This window comes from Pseudomonas sp. NFACC25, assembly GCF_900100935.1.
GTDB classification, from domain to species: domain Bacteria; phylum Pseudomonadota; class Gammaproteobacteria; order Pseudomonadales; family Pseudomonadaceae; genus Aquipseudomonas; species Aquipseudomonas marginalis.
In genome coordinates this window covers 54,778-70,710 of sequence record NZ_FMUC01000018.1, presented here as the reverse complement: position 1 = coordinate 70,710, position 15,933 = coordinate 54,778, and the positions used below count along the sequence as shown (strand labels likewise).

Here is a 15,933-nt window from a genome sequence, read left to right as displayed (position 1 = left end):
CCCCCGATGACGGTGTTCCAGTCGATACATCGACCGGCTGATCCACCGCTATCCGGGAGCAAGCCCCCTCACACATTGGTCTTGCAGGTATGTTTTAGTGAGTACGCGCGACCGCAAACTCACTCAGCTCAACCAGGGCATCCCGGTACTCGCTGGCCGGCAGGGCTTGCAGGCACTGGATCGCACGGGCCACGTAGTCACGCGCCAGTTGCGCGGTGTACTCCAGGGAACCGGACGCTTCCACGGCAGCGCGGATGGCCTCCAGGTCTTCGATCCCGCCTTTCTGGATCGCCTTGCGCACCAGGGCCGCCTGTTCCGGCGTGCCTTCGCGCATGGTGTAGATCAGCGGCAAGGTCGGTTTGCCTTCGGCCAGGTCGTCGCCGACGTTCTTGCCCAGGGTTTCTGCATCGCCACGGTAGTCGAGCAGGTCGTCCACCAGCTGGAATGCCACGCCCAGGTGATCACCGAAGGTCCGCAGGGCTTCGGCCTGCTCGGCGGTCGCGCCACAGAGCGCGGCGGCACTGTGTGTGGAGGCTTCGAAGAGCATCGCGGTCTTGCCGCGAATCACTTCCATATAGGTTTCTTCGGTGGTGCTGGCGTCGCGAACCTTGGACAGCTGCAGCACTTCGCCTTCAGCGATGATGCGCGTGGCCTGGGAAAGAATCTTCATCACCGGCATCGAGCCCAGCTCGACCATCATTTCGAACGAGCGCGAGTACAGGAAGTCGCCCACCAGCACGCTCGGGGCATTGCCCCACATCGCATTGGCGGTCTCGCGGCCACGGCGCATGCCGGACATGTCGACCACGTCGTCATGCAGCAGGGTCGCGGTGTGCAGGAATTCGATGGTGGCGGCCAGCAGGCGCAGGTCATCGCCTTCGCGGCCCAGGGCCTTGCCACACAGCAGCACTAATAAAGGACGCAGGCGTTTACCGCCCGCCGACGTAATGTAGTCGCCAATTTTGGAGACCAGCGGCACTTTAGACGTCAGCTGCTGCTTGATGATGCCGTCGACGGCGCTAAAATCGTCCGCGACCGCGCGGTAGAAAGCTTGGGGTTGCATCAGCGACAGTCGCTCCAGAAGGGTTGCGCGGCATGCTAGGACCCTGACCCCCGGGTGTCAAGGCGCGATAGACGGCCACTTGCAACACCCATTTACCTTGCGTACAATCGCGCACCCTGAACTTCCTGGGCAGCACCTGCCTTACGCAATTGCATTCGGGACGTCCATCCCATGCAGCCATGCCAGCCAATACCTCTTCTTATAAAGCGCTGGGTGAGCAGGATTATCGGAGAAATACCATGTCGTACGCAGTAATTGTTACTGGTGGCAAGCAATACAAGGTCGCCCCAGGTGAATACCTGAAGATCGAAAAACTGGAAATCGCTACCGGCGAATCCGTTACCTTTGATCGCGTTCTGTTGGTCGCCAATGGCGATGACGTGAACATCGGCGCTCCAGTTGTTGCTGGCGCTACCGTTGTGGCTGAAGTGATCTCCCAAGGTCGTCACGATAAAGTCCGCATCATCAAGTTCCGTCGTCGTAAGCACCACATGAAGCGTATGGGCCACCGCCAGTGGTACACCGAGATCAAAATCACCGGTATTCAGGCTTAATTTCAGCCTAATTCCTCACTAGGAGAATTGACTCATGGCACACAAAAAAGCTGGTGGTAGTACCCGTAACGGTCGCGACTCAGAAGCCAAACGCCTTGGCGTTAAGATGTATGGCGGCCAGAAAATCATTCCGGGCAACATCATCGTGCGTCAGCGCGGCACCCAATTCCACGCCGGTTACGGTGTTGGCATGGGTAAAGATCACACCCTCTTCGCGAAAATCGAAGGCGTGATCAAGTTTGAAGTAAAAGGCGCGTTCAACCGCCGTTACGTGAGCGTTGTCGCCGCTTAATTGCGCGATCGCTGGAAAAGCCCTGTCTTGCGACGGGGCTTTTTCGTTTGTGGAGTGAGTCTCTTGCAAAGCTGTTTGTAATGGGCTCAAGCAGCTGGATTTGCGGCTGTTGATTGAGGTCGCTGCGCTCATTTTTGCAAGAGTCTTATGTCTTGGTTTCTTAAGCTCGTCCGTGCGGCGAGAGGCGTTTTGTTATGAAGTTCGTTGATGAAGTTTCCATCCGAGTAAAAGCAGGCGACGGCGGTAACGGTTGCATGAGTTTCCGTCGCGAAAAATTCATCGAAAACGGTGGCCCCAACGGCGGTGACGGCGGTGACGGCGGTTCCATCTACATGATGGCCGACGAAAACCTCAACACCCTGGTGGACTACCGTTACACCCGGCATTTCGATGCCGAGCGTGGCTCCAACGGCGGCAGCACAGACTGCACCGGTAAAAAAGGCGAAGACCTGGTACTGCGCGTACCGGTCGGCACCACGATCATCGACTCCGCGACCCAGGAAGTGATTGGCGACCTGACCAAGGCCGGCCAGAAACTGATGGTTGTACAGGGCGGTTGGCACGGTCTGGGTAACACCCGATTCAAGTCCAGTACCAACCGTGCACCGCGCCAGACCACGCCGGGCAAGCCGGGCGAGCAGCGTGACCTGAAGCTGGAAATGAAAGTACTGGCTGACGTGGGCCTGCTGGGCCTGCCGAACGCCGGCAAAAGTACCTTCATCCGCTCGGTGTCGGCCGCCAAGCCGAAAGTCGCCGACTACCCGTTCACCACCCTGGTGCCAAACCTGGGCGTGGTCAGCGTCGACCGCTGGAAAAGCTTTGTGATCGCCGACATTCCCGGCCTGATCGAAGGGGCTTCCGACGGCGCAGGCCTGGGGATTCGCTTCCTCAAGCATTTGTCCCGCACCCGTTTGCTGCTGCACCTCGTCGACATGGCGCCCTTGGATGACACCAGTGCACCGGACGCCGCCGAAGTGATCGTCAGCGAGCTGACCAAGTTCAGCCCGGCCCTGGCCGAGCGTGATCGCTGGTTGGTGCTGAACAAGTGCGACCAGATCCTCGAGGAAGAGCACGAGGAGCGCGTCAAGGAAATCGTCGATCGCCTGGAATGGACCGGTCCGGTCTACGTGATCTCGGCGATCGCCAAAGAAGGCACCGAGCGCCTGACCCGCGACATCATGCGCTACCTGGAAGACCGTGCCGACCGTCTGGCGGCCGACCCGGTATTCAAGGCCGAACTCGCCGAACTCGATCAGCAGATCGAAGACGAGGCCCGTGCCCAGTTGCAAGCCCTGGACGACCAGCGTGCCCTGCGCCGCAGCGGCGTGAAGTCGGTCCATGACATTGGCGACGATGATTGGGACGAAGAAGACGTGGATGACGAAGACGGTCCGGAAATCATTTACGTGCGCGACTGATCCGTTGCGATAAACTTGAACGCCGCTCCCAGGAGCGGCGTTTTGGTATCCGGGTATAACGTTATGGGCGGCGCTGGGTCGCGCGGCCCTCAATCTAAGGTTGAAGATGATGCGGAGCAAAGTGACAGGTGCGCAGCGCTGGGTCGTAAAGATCGGAAGTGCGCTGCTGACGGCAGATGGCAAAGGCCTGGATCGTGCAGCCATGAGCGTCTGGGTCGAGCAGATGGTGGCCTTGCATGAAGCAGGTGTCGAGTTGGTGCTGGTGTCGTCCGGGGCAGTTGCCGCCGGGATGAGCCGCCTCGGCTGGACCGCGCGACCCAGCGCGATGCATGAGCTGCAAGCCGCCGCCGCCATCGGCCAGATGGGCCTGGTGCAAGCCTGGGAATCCAGCTTTGCCGAGCACGGCCGCCACACGGCGCAGATCCTGCTGACCCACGACGACCTGTCCGACCGCAAGCGCTACCTCAACGCCCGCAGCACCTTGCGTGCGCTGGTGGAGCTCAAGGTCATCCCGGTGATCAACGAGAATGACACCGTGGTCACCGACGAAATCCGTTTCGGCGACAACGACACCCTGGCCGCGCTGGTGGCCAACCTGGTGGAGGCCGACCTGCTGGTGATCCTCACTGACCGCGACGGCATGTTCGACGCTGACCCACGCCATAACCCCGATGCCCAACTGATCTACGAAGCGCGCGCCGATGATCCGGCGCTCGACGCCGTGGCCGGCAGCGTCGGCGGCGCCCTGGGGCGTGGCGGCATGCAGACCAAGTTGCGCGCAGCACGCCTGGCAGCACGTTCCGGGGCCCACACCATCATCGTCGGTGGGCGCCTGGAGCGTGTGCTGGATCGCCTCAAGGCGGGTGAGCGCATCGGTACGCTGCTGTCGCCCGAACGCGGCATGCTCGCGGCGCGCAAGCAATGGCTGGCCGGGCACCTGCAAACCCGTGGCACCCTGGTGCTCGACGATGGCGCGGTGTCGGCGTTGTCCCAGGGCAACAAGAGCCTGCTGCCGGTGGGCGTCAAGTTGGTGCAGGGCAGCTTCCGCCGTGGCGAGATGGTGGTGTGCGTGGCGCCCGACGGTCGTGAGATCGCCCGGGGCCTGGCCAACTACAGCGCCCTGGAAGCGCAGAAAATCATCGGACAATCGTCTGACGCGATTGTCGGACTCTTGGGTTACATGGCGGAGCCGGAACTGGTTCACCGCGATAACCTGATCCTGGTCTAAACAAAGGGAATACACGATGCGCGTGATGAAGGGATTGCTCGGCCTGCTGCTGGCCCTGCCGCTGCTGGCTTCGGCCGAAGAAGTTGGCCAGGTGTCGACGGTGTTCAAGTTCGTCGGCCCCAACGACCGGATTGTGGTCGAAGCGTTCGATGACCCCAAGGTCGACGGCGTGACCTGCTATTTGTCGCGCGCCAAGACCGGTGGCGTGAAAGGCGGCCTGGGCCTGGCCGAAGACCGTGCCGAAGCCTCGATCGCCTGCCGTCAGGTCGGCCCGATTCGCTTCAAGGGCGAGCTCAAGGACGGCGACGAAGTGTTCAAGGAGCGCACCTCGCTGGTGTTCAAGACCATGCAGGTGGTGCGTTTCCTCGACAAGAAGCGCAATACCCTGGTGTACCTGGTCTACAGTGACCGCTTGATCGAAGGCAGCCCGCAGAACGCGGTGACGGCGATTCCTATTCTGCCGTGGCCGACCGCTCAGTAATCCGCAGGCGAGTTTTGCAATCGGCGTCTATGATTGCAGGCTTGCGGGTTGTAATCTCGAAGCGCTGCTTTGCTAAGAACATGGGAAATCTGGAGTTCGTCATGAGTGCTTTCCACGACCTGAAACTCAAAGCTTTGGACGGACAAGAGCTGCCGCTGGCGCCCTTCAAGGGGCACGTTGTGCTGGTGGTCAACGTAGCCTCCAAATGTGGCTTGACCCCGCAGTACGCTGCGTTGGAAAACCTCTATCAGCAGTACAAGGACCAGGGTTTTACCGTGCTTGGCCTGCCGTGCAACCAGTTTGCTGGCCAGGAACCGGGCACCGAGGAAGAAATCCGCGAGTTCTGCAGCCTGAACTACGGCGTGACCTTCCCCCTGGGCAGCAAACTCGATGTGAACGGCCCTGAGCGTCACCAACTGTACCGTTTGCTGGCGGGCGAGGGTGCAGAGTTTCCAGGGGATATCACCTGGAATTTCGAGAAATTCCTGCTGGGCAAGGATGGCCGGGTCCTCGCGCGATTCTCGCCGCGCACTGCACCGGATGATCCGACGGTCGTGCAGGCCATCGAAAAAGCCCTGAGTTGAACACCTGCCGGTGCAGCTTCAAGTTGTAAGCTTGAAGCTGCAAGTAGAAGCACATGCGCGGCTCTTGCAGCTTTAAACCTGCAGCTAGCCGCTGCTTTCATACCCCTTAATCACCCAAATCAATAGTGCTATTCGGCACGCTGCACTCCCCATATTATCCGCATCATAAACCTCGTTTTCCGCGGAGTGCTCCCATGCCTGTCCAAGCCCTGTTCAAACCGTTCCAGCTCGGTGCACTGCAGCTGTCGACCCGTGTGGTCATGGCGCCGATGACCCGTTCGTTTTCCCCAGGTGGCGTGCCTGATTCCAAGGTCATCGAGTACTACCGCCGCCGTGCCGCTGCCGGCGTGGGCCTGATCATTACCGAAGGCACCGTGGTCGGTCACCCGGCCTCCAATGGCTACCCGAATGTCCCGCATTTCTACGGCGAGGCGGCGCTGGCCGGCTGGAAGAAGGTCGTCGATGCCGTGCACGCCGAAGGTGGCAAGATTGTCCCGCAACTCTGGCACGTGGGCAGTGTGCGCCGCATCGGTACCGAGCCTGACGCCAGTGTGCCGGCCTACGGCCCGATGGAAAAACTCAAGGATGGCAACGTGGTCGTCCACGGCATGACCGCCCAGGACATCCAGGAGGTGATTGCCGCGTTTGCCCAGGCCGCCAAGGATGCCCAGCGCATCGGCATGGACGGCGTGGAAATCCATGGCGCCCATGGCTATCTGGTCGACCAGTTCTTCTGGGAAGGCAGCAACCAGCGCACCGACGAATACGGCGGCAGCCTGGCCAACCGGTCGCGCTTTGCCATCGAACTGATCCAGGCCACCCGCGCCGCCGTCGGCCCGGACTTCCCGATCATCTTGCGTTTCTCCCAATGGAAGCAGCAGGACTACACCGCACGCCTGGTGCAAACCCCCGAGGCGTTGGGTGAATTCCTCAAGCCGTTGTCTGATGCCGGTGTGGATATTTTCCACTGCTCTACCCGCCGTTTCTGGGAGCCGGAGTTCGAAGGTTCCGACCTCAACCTCGCCGGCTGGACCCGCCAACTCACGGGTAAACCGACGATCACCGTGGGCAGTGTCGGCCTGGATGGCGAATTCCTGCAGTTCATGGTCAATACCGACAAGGTCGCCCAACCGGCCAGTCTGGAAAAACTGCTGGAGCGCTTGAACAACGACGAGTTCGACCTGGTCGCTGTTGGCCGTGCGCTGCTGGTAGATCCGGATTGGGCCGTGAAGGTGCGTGAAGGTCGTGAAGGCGACATTCTGCCGTTCAGTCGCGAGGCGTTGACGACCCTGGTGTAGGGGGGAGCCCAGGCCTGCGGTCACTATCGACGGCTGAGCGTGAAGGTTTAGCTGTTTCAGGCGAAAGGCCGGGTATTGAGTACCCGGCCTTCCGCTTGTGTTCAGACCATCATTCGCCTCAATGCTTATTGCCTTGTCCTTGGTCCATATTGGTTAAAGCTAGAAGTGCTGTCCGTCTGGTCGGAACGTGCCCATTGAGGTGGCCTGACGGAACATTGCTCCTGGTTTGGGCGCGTACCGCCAGGTCGTGGGAGGCCGTCAGTGGGCTGCGGGCGTTGCCAGGCGTTCTGCGCCGGTTGCCAGGCGTTTTGCGGGTGTGTGGACTGTGGGCGGTTGTCAGGGTTGTGCGGTGGGCGTTGCCAGTCGTTCTGCGCCGGCCGCCAGGCGTTTTGCGGGCGTGTGGACTGCGGGCGGTTGTCAGGGTTGTGCGGTGGGCGTTGCCAGTCGTTCTGCGCCGGCCGCCAGGCGTTTTGCGGGCGTGTGGACTGCGGGCGGTTGTCAGGGGTGTGCGGTGGGCGTTGCCAGTCATTCTGCGCCGTTTGCCAGTTGTTTTGCGGGCGCGAAGGTTGCGGGCGGTTCCAGCCAGTGTTTGCGTGGTTCTGGTGGTTGTGACCGCTTCCGGATGGGGATGCCCATGCGGAGGGGTTGAATGGTTGGAATCTCAGCGCCATTGATCCATTTATCAGTGTCGACATAGTGCTCTCTATTAGTTTTTCAGCATGAATGACCTGCCTCGTTCGAGTGTGTTTCACAGGGACACACCCCCTCTTACGGCAGGTGTCATATCAGTGGTGATAATTCGCTCGACGTTCCGGAAATATCCTGTTGTGGCGTACCGATTCAGGCAGTCTCAGGGAGGGATTCCTACCGTTGAAACCAGTATTCAATGGGTAGGCAGGCAGGGCGGGGAATTGGCCTACGTCATTCGTAGAGCGTTCAACGAATGTCAGGCAGTGTTGGAGCTGCCGAATGTTCTGCGCACACATCGCGTAACTGGTTCTCGAACTGCTCGATAATCGCCGGCCAGCCCTGGCGGCTCGCATGTTGGCGTGCATTGAGGCGGGCCCTGCGCAAATGTTCGCTGTCTTCCAGCAACCATCTGGCCGCATCGCAAAACGCGTCCTCATCACCCGGCATGGCCAGCACACCGTTGTAACCATGGCGGATATGCTGGGTCGCCGCCGCCTGGTCGTACGCCACCACACCCAGCCCGGAGGCCATGGCCTCGAGCACCACATTGCCGAAGGTTTCGGTCAGGCTGGGGAACAGGAACACATCCCCTGATGCGTAATGCCGCGCCAGTTCTTCGCCGCGCTGGGTGCCACAGAACACCGCGTCGGGCAGGTCGCGCTCGAGCATCGGGCGTTGCGGGCCATCGCCGACGATGATCAGCTTCAGCCGACGCTGTGGATAAGTTGCCAGCAGCGCGTCAAAGCAGCGCTTGAGCAGCCCGAGGTTTTTCTCCTGGGCCAGGCGCCCCACGTGCAGCACGGCAATATCGTCGTTTTCCAGGCCCCAGCTTTCCCGCAGTGCGTTGTCACGCTTGGCCGGGTGGAATAACTGGCTGTCCACCCCGCGCGCCAGCATCCCCAGGCGCTCGAAATGCCGACGCTCCAGTTCCAGGCGTTGGCTGGCGCTGGGCACCAGGGTCAAGGTCGAACGGTTATGAAACCAGCGCAGGTAGTGCGTGACCATGCGGCTTAACAGGCTCAGGCCGTACTGGTTGGAGTACTGCTGGAAATTGGTGTGAAAACCGCTGACCACACTGATTCCCAGGCGCCGTGCCGCCCGCAGCGCCGACAGCCCCAGCGGGCCCTCGGTGGCGATGTAGAGCACGTCGGGGCGCTGGCGGGTCCAGCGGCGCAGCAACTTGTGCATCGACGACTGGCCCCATTGCAGGCCGGGGTAACCCGGCAGCGGCCAGCCACGGCAGAGCAGCAAGCCATCATCGCTGGGCCGGCTTGCATCGGCGCCCTGGCGCGGGCGAACCAGTTCGACTTGATGGCCGCGCGCGCGCAAACCTTCGCACAGGCGGCCAAGGGTATTGGCCACCCCGTTGATCTCTGGCGGGAAGGTTTCGGTGATGAGAGTGATGTGGAGCGAAGCTGTCGTCATGACCCACAGTGTCGCCGTGGGCCATGTCGCCATTGTGTCATGCAGATGATGGATTTATGACTTGGCCACTTTCGGCGTCGCCATGGCCTCGGCGCCCTGTTCACGCACCCAGAACAACGTCGCCCCGGCCACTGCCGCCGGCATCATCAACAGGTTGACCACCGGCACCAGCAGCACCAGGTAGACGATGCCGCCGAAGCTCATGCTCTGCCAACGCTTCTGGCGCAGCCAGGCGAGCATTTCGTTCCAGCCCAGCTTGTGGTTATCGGCCGGGTAGTCGATGTATTGGATCGCCATCATCCACACGCCGAACAGCAGCCACAGTGGCGCGGCGATCAGGTTGACCACCGGAATGAAAGACAGGATAAACAGGCCGATGGCCCGTGGCAGGAAGTAGCCCAGCTTGCGCATTTCCCGGGCCAGGGTACGCGGAACCATTTCAATCAGTTCGCCCCAGCTGAAGGCCGGGAAGTCATCGGTACCCCGTACCACCACTTCGACTTTCTCGGAAAGAAAGCCATTGAACGGTGCCGCGATGATATTGGCGAGCATGGTGAAGGTGAAAAACACCATCAGCACCACCAGCACTACAAACAGCGGCCATAGCAGGTAATTCAGAAAGCTCAGCCAGCCGGGCAGGGTCGGCATCAAGTGGTCGACCCACAGGCTGAACTGATGGCCGGCAAAGTAGATCAAGCCGACGAACAGCACCAGGTTGATCGCCAGCGGCAGCAGCACAAACAGCCGCAGGCCGGGGCTCAGCACCAGTTTGAGGCCTTCACGCAGGTATTGCGGGCCGGAAAGAACAGGGGCGGGCATGGAGAACTCCGAGCAGGATGACGAACGCGCCGACCTTACCGGCTTTGCCTTCAAGGCGAAAGCGTGGTCGGTGTGACGACATCAACGGTAACAAAGGCGTCGATTAATCGGCCTGACTGCATAGAGACCGCCTATGAGCTGGATTGTTATTGCGTATTTCCTTAATCTTGCCCCCCTCGATACGCTGCACCCATTATTTTTCAGGGCCTGCGAGTTAAAGCCTTCCCCAAGTGCTTCGTGGTCCCTTTTTTATTCCAGCCGTCTTGTAGTCCGGGCGGTCGATAGGAGTGAGTCATGTCTGATACCCGTCATTCGCGAGTGATTATTCTCGGTTCCGGCCCTGCCGGTTACAGCGCTGCCGTCTACGCTGCCCGGGCCAACCTCAAGCCGCTGCTGATCACCGGCATGCAGGCGGGCGGTCAGTTGACCACCACCACTGAAGTCGACAACTGGCCGGGCGATGTCCACGGCCTGACCGGCCCGGTGTTGATGGAGCGTATGAAAGAGCACGCCGAGCGCTTTGAAACCGAGATCGTGTTTGATCACATCAACAAGGTCGACTTCTCCAAGAAGCCTTACAGCCTGACCGGCGACAGCGGCGTCTACACCTGCGATGCACTGATCATCGCCACCGGTGCCAGCGCTCGCTACCTGGGCCTGCCATCGGAAGAAGCGTTCATGGGCAAGGGTGTTTCCGCTTGCGCCACCTGTGACGGGTTCTTCTACCGCAACAAGCCGGTCGCCGTGGTCGGTGGCGGCAACACGGCCGTGGAAGAGGCGCTGTACCTGGCCAACATCGCCAGCACCGTGACCCTGGTTCACCGCCGCGAGACGTTCCGCGCCGAGAAGATCCTGATCGACAAGCTGCACGCCCGTGTCGCCGAAGGCAAGATCATCCTCAAGCTCAACGCCACTCTGGATGAAGTCCTGGGCGACAACATGGGTGTGACCGGTGCTCGCCTGAAAAACAACGACGGCAGCTTCGACGAGCTGAAAGTCGACGGCGTGTTCATCGCCATCGGCCACACCCCGAACACGTCGTTGTTCGAAGGCGTGCTGGAAGCCAAAGACGGTTACCTGGTGGTGCAAGGCGGTCGTGAAGGCAACGCCACCGCGACCAACATCGAAGGCATCTTCGCTGCCGGCGACGTGGCCGATCACGTTTACCGCCAGGCCATCACCTCGGCCGGCGCCGGTTGCATGGCGGCCCTGGACGCCGAGCGTTACCTCGACGGTTTGAAGGACGCTGCGTTCTAAATTGTTGAAATAAAAAAACCGGCTACGAGGCCGGTTTTTTTATGGGTGCAATTTAAATCTGGGAGGGACAAGCCCTCTCCCACATTTTGATCTGCATCTGACTCAGGATTTGCGGGTCAGTGGCTGGGCGGCGAATTTCACACCTGCCAACCCATGGGCAATCAACGCGCGGATATTGCCATGGTCACTGCCCTCAGGCGTGGCCACCACCGAGCGGTAATGCTCGCCAAACGCCAGCAGCGCTTCCTGGTCGCTCAAGCCTTCCAGCAGCGCCAGGCCCAAGGTCTTGCACGAACCTTCGTTCTGCCCGGCAGCGTTTTCCACATCGCCGTTGGTGAAGGGCTGCGGCTGGTAATCGTAACCGGCAGCGATAAACGCCAGGGTGTCGGCAAAAACGTGTGCGCCGCTGTCGAGGCTGGCGCGCAGGGTGTTCAAATCAGTCATGGGTTTTTCCTTTGGCGAACGCCGCCTGTTGTTCGGCGCTGGCTTCTTGCTGGTATTGGGCTTTCCACTCGGCGTACGGCATGCCGTACACCACTTCACGGGCGTCATCGAGGCTCAGCTCGATCTGGCGCTCGTCGGCCTCGGCCTTGTACCACTTGGACAGGCAGTTACGGCAGAAACCGGCGAGGTTCATCAGGTCGATGTTCTGCACATCCTTGCGGCTGTCCAGGTGCGCCACCAGGCGGCGGAAGGCGGCGGCTTCGAGTTCGAGGCGTTGTTGATCGTTCATAGGGCTCACTGACAATTCAGGGGTTAGCGGCTGGCCGCCAGGGTAATCGACACCGACTCGGCAAAGCGCAGCGCATGGGGCTTGTCCACTTCGACTTCGGCGTACAGCACCGATTCGTTGCTCATCACCAGGTCCAGCAGTTCCTGGGTCAGGCGCTCCAGCAAGGCAAAGCGGTTGCCTTCCACGTGGGCGATGATGGCCTTGGTGATGGTGCGGTAGTTCAGCGCGTGGTCGATGTCGTTGTCGCGCACGGCTTCCTGGGCGGCATACAGGATGGTCAGGTTGATCAGCACATCCTGCTTGTTGAGGATTTCGTCCTCATTGATACCGATGAAGGTGCGCAGGCACAGGTCCTTGACCCGGATGCGCGCCATGCCTGGTTGAAGTTGTGGCATTGCTACTTGCTCCGTCCAATCAGTTGCAGGAACTCCATGCGCGTGGTGTTCGACTCGCGGAACGCGCCGAGCATCACCGAGGTGTTCATGGTTGAATTCTGTTTTTCCACGCCGCGCATCATCATGCACATGTGCTTGGCTTCGATCACCACGGCCACGCCAGCGGCCTGGGTCACGTCCTGGATGGCATCGGCGATTTGCCGGGTGAGGTTTTCCTGGATCTGCAGGCGCCGGGCGAACATGTCGACGATGCGCGCCAGCTTCGACAGGCCCAGTACCCTGCCGGTCGGAATATAGGCCACGTGGGCCTTGCCGATAAAGGGCAGCAGGTGATGCTCGCACAGCGAATACAGCTCGATGTCCTTGAGGATCACCATCTCGTCGTTGTCGGAGGCGAACAGTGCGCCGTTGACGATTTCCTCGAGGTTCTGTTCATAGCCATGACACAGGTACTGCATGGCCTTGGCGGCGCGCTTGGGGGTGTCGAGCAAGCCTTCGCGTTCCGGGTCTTCGCCCAGGCCCTTGAGGATCTCGCGGTAATGGTGGGGCAGGGATAAGGTCATACAACATCCTCACAAACGGCTTACTTGATATGCCGCCCGCCGTTGACGGTCAGGGTGGTACCGGTGACATAGGGGTTGTCCAGCAGGTAACGCACACTCTGGTAGATCACCTCGGGGCCAGGCTCGATGCCCAGGGCCGACTTGGCCAGCACCTTGGTGCGATAGGCCGCGTCGTCGCCTTCGTTGAACATCACCATCGCCGGGGCGATGCCGTTGACCTTGATCAGCGGCGCAAACTGCGCGGCGAACGACAGCGTGAGGCTGTCGAGCCCGGCCTTGGTGGCGCAGTAGGCGATGTGCTGGCGGCTGCCCTTGCGTACCACGTCATCGCTGATATGCACGATGTCGGCAGGTGTCGAGCGTTGCAGCAAGGGTGAACAATGCAGGTTGATCAGGTATGGCGCAAGCATGTGCACGCTGAACATGTCGGTAAAGGCACGGCTTTCGTCGCCCGGCGCCTCCGCGACCCAAGCCGAAGCGTTGTGGATGATCGCACGCAGGCTTTGGGTGTGGCTGTTCAGTTCAGCGATAAACGCGAGAATCCCGGCTTCGGTGGAAAAGTCGGCAAACACGCCGACTGCGCCACGCTCACGCAGGGCCTGCACGCCGGGGCGTTCGCTGCGGTAGCTGAAAATCACCGGCTGGCCTTCGTCCAGCAGGCGCTCGGCGCAATGCAGGCCGACGCGCTGGCCGGCGCCGGTGATCAGGATCGGGGCGTTCGTTGCAGTCATGGGAGGCTCGCGTCGCTGGCAGGCGCAAATCATACCAGCGACGGGCCGCCCCTGTACTCACGCCGCCGCTTCGGAGGCCTTGCGCGGGGCTGGCGCTGGGTGCAGCCAGTTCGCCAGCAGGTGGGTCGACAGCGGAATGAACCAGTACACCATCAAGGGCGTGAGTGCCATTGTGCTGACCAGCACCCGTGGCCCCAGCTCGAGTTCACTGAGCAGCGGCCCCAGGACGAAGTTGAACAGCAGCGACACCGGGAAAAACGCCAGCCAGATCGCCACCGCCTGCTTCCAGCGTGGCGGACGGGCACCCGCTGCGCCAAACCAGCCATCGATGCCCCGTACACGGTGCTCGGACGGGTCGGCGAACAAATCGCTGCCACGGCTCAACCACGCACTGCGTGAAGCGGAAAACTCCCAGGCGTGCAGGGTCTTCTCATCGGCGAAGCGGAAAATGATCTGGAATTCATCGTCATTGGGCGGTGGGGCCAGCACGCCGGAGCCCAGGTAACCGGGGAAGTCGGTGGCCAATTGCTCGCCTTCGCGCAGCCAGGCCATCAGTTCTTCATAGCGCCCTTTGGCCACGCGGCGCGCAACCATCAAGGTGACGGGAGAGGTAGACATTGTGTATCTCCAAATGTACGGGTGCACTGGACCGTGTAGGTGGCGCACAGACGAAGCTGCGGGGTGTTGCAGCGACGCGTAAAAAGCAGGCAAGGATTATTCCTGTTTTACCCGAATACACCAGCGACATTGGTCCGAAAAGCGGGAAACTTGAAAAAGACAGGTGTAAAGGCGTTAAATGAGCGCCCAGTTAACGTTGGTTTTTTGGTCAAAAATGCCCGTGATTACTGCTCCGCTTGAAAGTGTTTCGCATCTGGATTCCACTGATTCCGATGAGCTGTTTCCGATCCGTGAAGTCTCGAGATTGACAGGCGTCAACCCGGTCACCCTGCGTGCCTGGGAGCGCCGTTATGGGCTGATACAGCCCACGCGCACTGAAAGCGGGCATCGCCTCTATTCCAAGGCCGATATACAGACAGTCCATCGTATTCTCGATTGGATCGAACGCGGCGTCGCCGTAAGCAAAGTGGGCAAGATCCTCGCTCGCGACGATCAGCAGGCCGAAGCCGTTCGTGCGCAGCGCAATGCGGTCGAGGAAAGCGAATGGCCGCAGTGGCAGGCGCGGCTGATGCAGGCCGTCAGCGACTTCGATGACCGTCAACTGGAGCGTGTGTATGGGCAGGTCCTGGCTACCTACCCACTTGACGTGGTGTTCCAGGACATTCTGATGCCCCTGTGGAATGAGCTGTTGCGTCATCAGGGGCGTTTCGGCCAGGCCAGCGAGTGGCTGTTCTTCGACAACTTCCTGCGAGTGCGTGCCCTGGAGCGCCTGCAACTGGCGTGTGCTTCAACCGTGCCGCGGGTATTGCTGGCGGCCATGGCGGGTGAGTGCCGCAAGTTGGAGTTGCTGGTGGCGGCGCTCTTGATGAGCCGGGATGACCTGGCCGTGAAAGTGCTGGGCATGGGACAGCCGTTTGACGAGTTGACGCTGGTCTGCGAGAAGACTCACCCACAGGCGCTGATCCTCTTCTCCAATTACTCGCATAACCATGATCTTGCCGGGCGTTTGAACCGCTTGGCGTTGACCCTGGATTGCCCGCTGCTGCTTGCAGGTGCGGCGTCGGATCTTGCCGAGGGCGGCCTGGCCGGCACGTCCATCGGCTGCCTGGGCAATGAAGGTCGCTTGATGCGGCGGCGCTTGCAACAGTTTCTCAGCGGCGCGCTGGATACCTGATTTCAGGCATGCATGTGCGGGTGGACCAGGCGGTGCTGGTGCAGGATGAACTGACGCAGGCGCTCGGTTTCATCCACGTCGCTTTGGCTCAAGCGGTAGGCAAACAAGCCCCGCGCCGTTTCCCGCTGGAATACGCCGCGCAGCGCGATGCGTTCGTAGCCCGACGGGCTGAACCACAGGGAAAAGGTTTTTGGCGGCTTGATCCGGCCGCGAATCTCCACCAGCACACCCTTGAATGACACTTCATGCACCCGCAGGGCGGCAGCAGCGCCACGGATGTTTTCCAGGGCCACCGGTGTTTCAAGCGCCAGTCGCCACGGGCGTATCATCGGCCCGTCTTCGAAAATACTCGGCACGCCCAAACGCAGATGCACTGCATTGAACTCATCCTCCACCAGATGCAGGGGGAAGGTCAGTTGCTGGTTGTCGAACTGCGCCTGGATGGTGAGGTGGTCATGGGCGGCCAGGCGGGTAAGCAAGTCGCGAATCTGTGCACCGCCGTTGACGGTCAGGCTCGACGAAGCATCCCGCAGGTTGAGTTGCGGGTTGTGCTGCATGCTCTGAATGAAATCCAGCTCATCCTGGGTCAGAAGCGCATTGCGTTGCATCG

The 15,933-nt window shown here is 60.8% G+C and carries 19 protein-coding genes; 9 read left to right on the top strand and 10 right to left on the bottom strand.

Annotated features, from left to right (window positions below):
* Positions 1 to 94: 94 nt before the first annotated feature.
* Positions 95 to 1,063, bottom strand: coding sequence for a polyprenyl synthetase family protein (locus BLQ09_RS27855; protein ID WP_027607652.1), 969 nt, complete (start codon positions 1,061 to 1,063; stop codon positions 95 to 97).
* A 239-nt stretch (positions 1,064 to 1,302) separates the two neighbouring features.
* Here BLQ09_RS27855 and rplU point away from each other — a divergent pair, with 239 nt between their 5' ends.
* The 7 genes from rplU (at position 1,303) to BLQ09_RS27820 (ending at position 6,918) form a co-directional block, all read left to right on the top strand.
* Entirely contained in the window at positions 1,303 to 1,617 is a 315-nt protein-coding gene (rplU, locus tag BLQ09_RS27850; RefSeq protein ID WP_003176051.1) for a 50S ribosomal protein L21, read from the top strand.
* A gap of 34 nt (positions 1,618 to 1,651) precedes the next feature.
* Positions 1,652 to 1,909: a 50S ribosomal protein L27 gene (rpmA, locus tag BLQ09_RS27845; RefSeq protein WP_003176049.1), complete on the top strand. Its 258-nt coding sequence runs from the start codon at positions 1,652 to 1,654 to the stop codon at positions 1,907 to 1,909.
* Positions 1,910 to 2,103: 194 nt separating this feature from the next.
* Positions 2,104 to 3,327, top strand: a complete 1,224-nt coding sequence (cgtA, locus tag BLQ09_RS27840; protein WP_015885843.1) for an Obg family GTPase CgtA — start codon at positions 2,104 to 2,106, stop codon at positions 3,325 to 3,327.
* Between the two features lie 109 nt (positions 3,328 to 3,436).
* Entirely contained in the window at positions 3,437 to 4,555 is a 1,119-nt protein-coding gene (gene proB / locus BLQ09_RS27835; RefSeq protein WP_065939004.1) for a glutamate 5-kinase, read from the top strand.
* A gap of 16 nt (positions 4,556 to 4,571) precedes the next feature.
* Positions 4,572 to 5,036 carry a CreA family protein gene (locus tag BLQ09_RS27830; protein WP_027607650.1) on the top strand — a complete coding sequence of 155 codons (465 nt, stop codon included), beginning with the start codon at positions 4,572 to 4,574 and terminating at the stop codon, positions 5,034 to 5,036.
* A 101-nt stretch (positions 5,037 to 5,137) separates the two neighbouring features.
* Positions 5,138 to 5,620 carry a glutathione peroxidase gene (locus tag BLQ09_RS27825; RefSeq protein WP_027607649.1) on the top strand — a complete coding sequence of 161 codons (483 nt, stop codon included), beginning with the start codon at positions 5,138 to 5,140 and terminating at the stop codon, positions 5,618 to 5,620.
* 194 nt (positions 5,621 to 5,814) lie between these two features.
* Positions 5,815 to 6,918 carry an NADH:flavin oxidoreductase gene (locus BLQ09_RS27820; RefSeq protein WP_092359315.1) on the top strand — a complete coding sequence of 368 codons (1,104 nt, stop codon included), beginning with the start codon at positions 5,815 to 5,817 and terminating at the stop codon, positions 6,916 to 6,918.
* A gap of 936 nt (positions 6,919 to 7,854) precedes the next feature.
* On the opposite strand, the gene BLQ09_RS27815 is transcribed toward BLQ09_RS27820, so the two are convergent.
* A complete protein-coding gene (locus tag BLQ09_RS27815; protein ID WP_092359313.1) occupies positions 7,855 to 9,033 on the bottom strand; it encodes a glycosyltransferase family 4 protein in 1,179 nt (392 codons plus the stop codon).
* Positions 9,034 to 9,087: 54 nt separating this feature from the next.
* Positions 9,088 to 9,852, bottom strand: coding sequence for a sulfate transporter CysZ (gene cysZ / locus BLQ09_RS27810; protein ID WP_027607646.1), 765 nt, complete (start codon positions 9,850 to 9,852; stop codon positions 9,088 to 9,090).
* Between the two features lie 294 nt (positions 9,853 to 10,146).
* Here cysZ and trxB point away from each other — a divergent pair, with 294 nt between their 5' ends.
* Positions 10,147 to 11,109: a thioredoxin-disulfide reductase gene (trxB, locus tag BLQ09_RS27800; RefSeq protein WP_025858049.1), complete on the top strand. Its 963-nt coding sequence runs from the start codon at positions 10,147 to 10,149 to the stop codon at positions 11,107 to 11,109.
* A 102-nt stretch (positions 11,110 to 11,211) separates the two neighbouring features.
* Here trxB and BLQ09_RS27795 read toward each other — a convergent pair whose 3' ends face one another.
* The 6 genes from BLQ09_RS27795 to BLQ09_RS27770 are packed head-to-tail and all read right to left on the bottom strand — an operon-like array spanning position 11,212 to position 14,149.
* Positions 11,212 to 11,553 carry a HopJ type III effector protein gene (locus BLQ09_RS27795; RefSeq protein ID WP_175472334.1) on the bottom strand — a complete coding sequence of 114 codons (342 nt, stop codon included), beginning with the start codon at positions 11,551 to 11,553 and terminating at the stop codon, positions 11,212 to 11,214.
* Positions 11,546 to 11,842, bottom strand: coding sequence for a DUF1244 domain-containing protein (locus BLQ09_RS27790; RefSeq protein ID WP_027607644.1), 297 nt, complete (start codon positions 11,840 to 11,842; stop codon positions 11,546 to 11,548). Before BLQ09_RS27790 ends, BLQ09_RS27795 begins: the two co-directional genes overlap by 8 nt.
* A 23-nt stretch (positions 11,843 to 11,865) precedes the next feature.
* Positions 11,866 to 12,237 (bottom strand): dihydroneopterin triphosphate 2'-epimerase, encoded by a 372-nt coding sequence (folX, locus tag BLQ09_RS27785; protein ID WP_003194073.1) that lies wholly within the window; start codon positions 12,235 to 12,237, stop codon positions 11,866 to 11,868.
* 2 nt (positions 12,238 to 12,239) lie between these two features.
* Positions 12,240 to 12,800, bottom strand: a complete 561-nt coding sequence (gene folE / locus BLQ09_RS27780; protein WP_027607643.1) for a GTP cyclohydrolase I FolE — start codon at positions 12,798 to 12,800, stop codon at positions 12,240 to 12,242.
* 20 nt (positions 12,801 to 12,820) lie between these two features.
* Positions 12,821 to 13,531, bottom strand: coding sequence for a dihydromonapterin reductase (folM, locus tag BLQ09_RS27775; protein ID WP_027607642.1), 711 nt, complete (start codon positions 13,529 to 13,531; stop codon positions 12,821 to 12,823).
* A gap of 57 nt (positions 13,532 to 13,588) precedes the next feature.
* The gene (locus BLQ09_RS27770; RefSeq protein WP_065939011.1) at positions 13,589 to 14,149 is read right to left on the bottom strand and encodes an antibiotic biosynthesis monooxygenase; all 561 of its coding nucleotides are present in this window, start codon (positions 14,147 to 14,149) and stop codon (positions 13,589 to 13,591) included.
* 214 nt (positions 14,150 to 14,363) lie between these two features.
* Here BLQ09_RS27770 and BLQ09_RS27765 point away from each other — a divergent pair, with 214 nt between their 5' ends.
* On the top strand, positions 14,364 to 15,323 hold the full coding sequence (locus BLQ09_RS27765) for a MerR family transcriptional regulator (protein WP_092359307.1): 960 nt from the start codon (positions 14,364 to 14,366) through the stop codon (positions 15,321 to 15,323).
* Between the two features lie 2 nt (positions 15,324 to 15,325).
* On the opposite strand, the gene BLQ09_RS27760 is transcribed toward BLQ09_RS27765, so the two are convergent.
* Positions 15,326 to 15,931: a hypothetical protein gene (locus BLQ09_RS27760; protein ID WP_092359305.1), complete on the bottom strand. Its 606-nt coding sequence runs from the start codon at positions 15,929 to 15,931 to the stop codon at positions 15,326 to 15,328.
* Positions 15,932 to 15,933 lie beyond the last annotated feature (2 nt).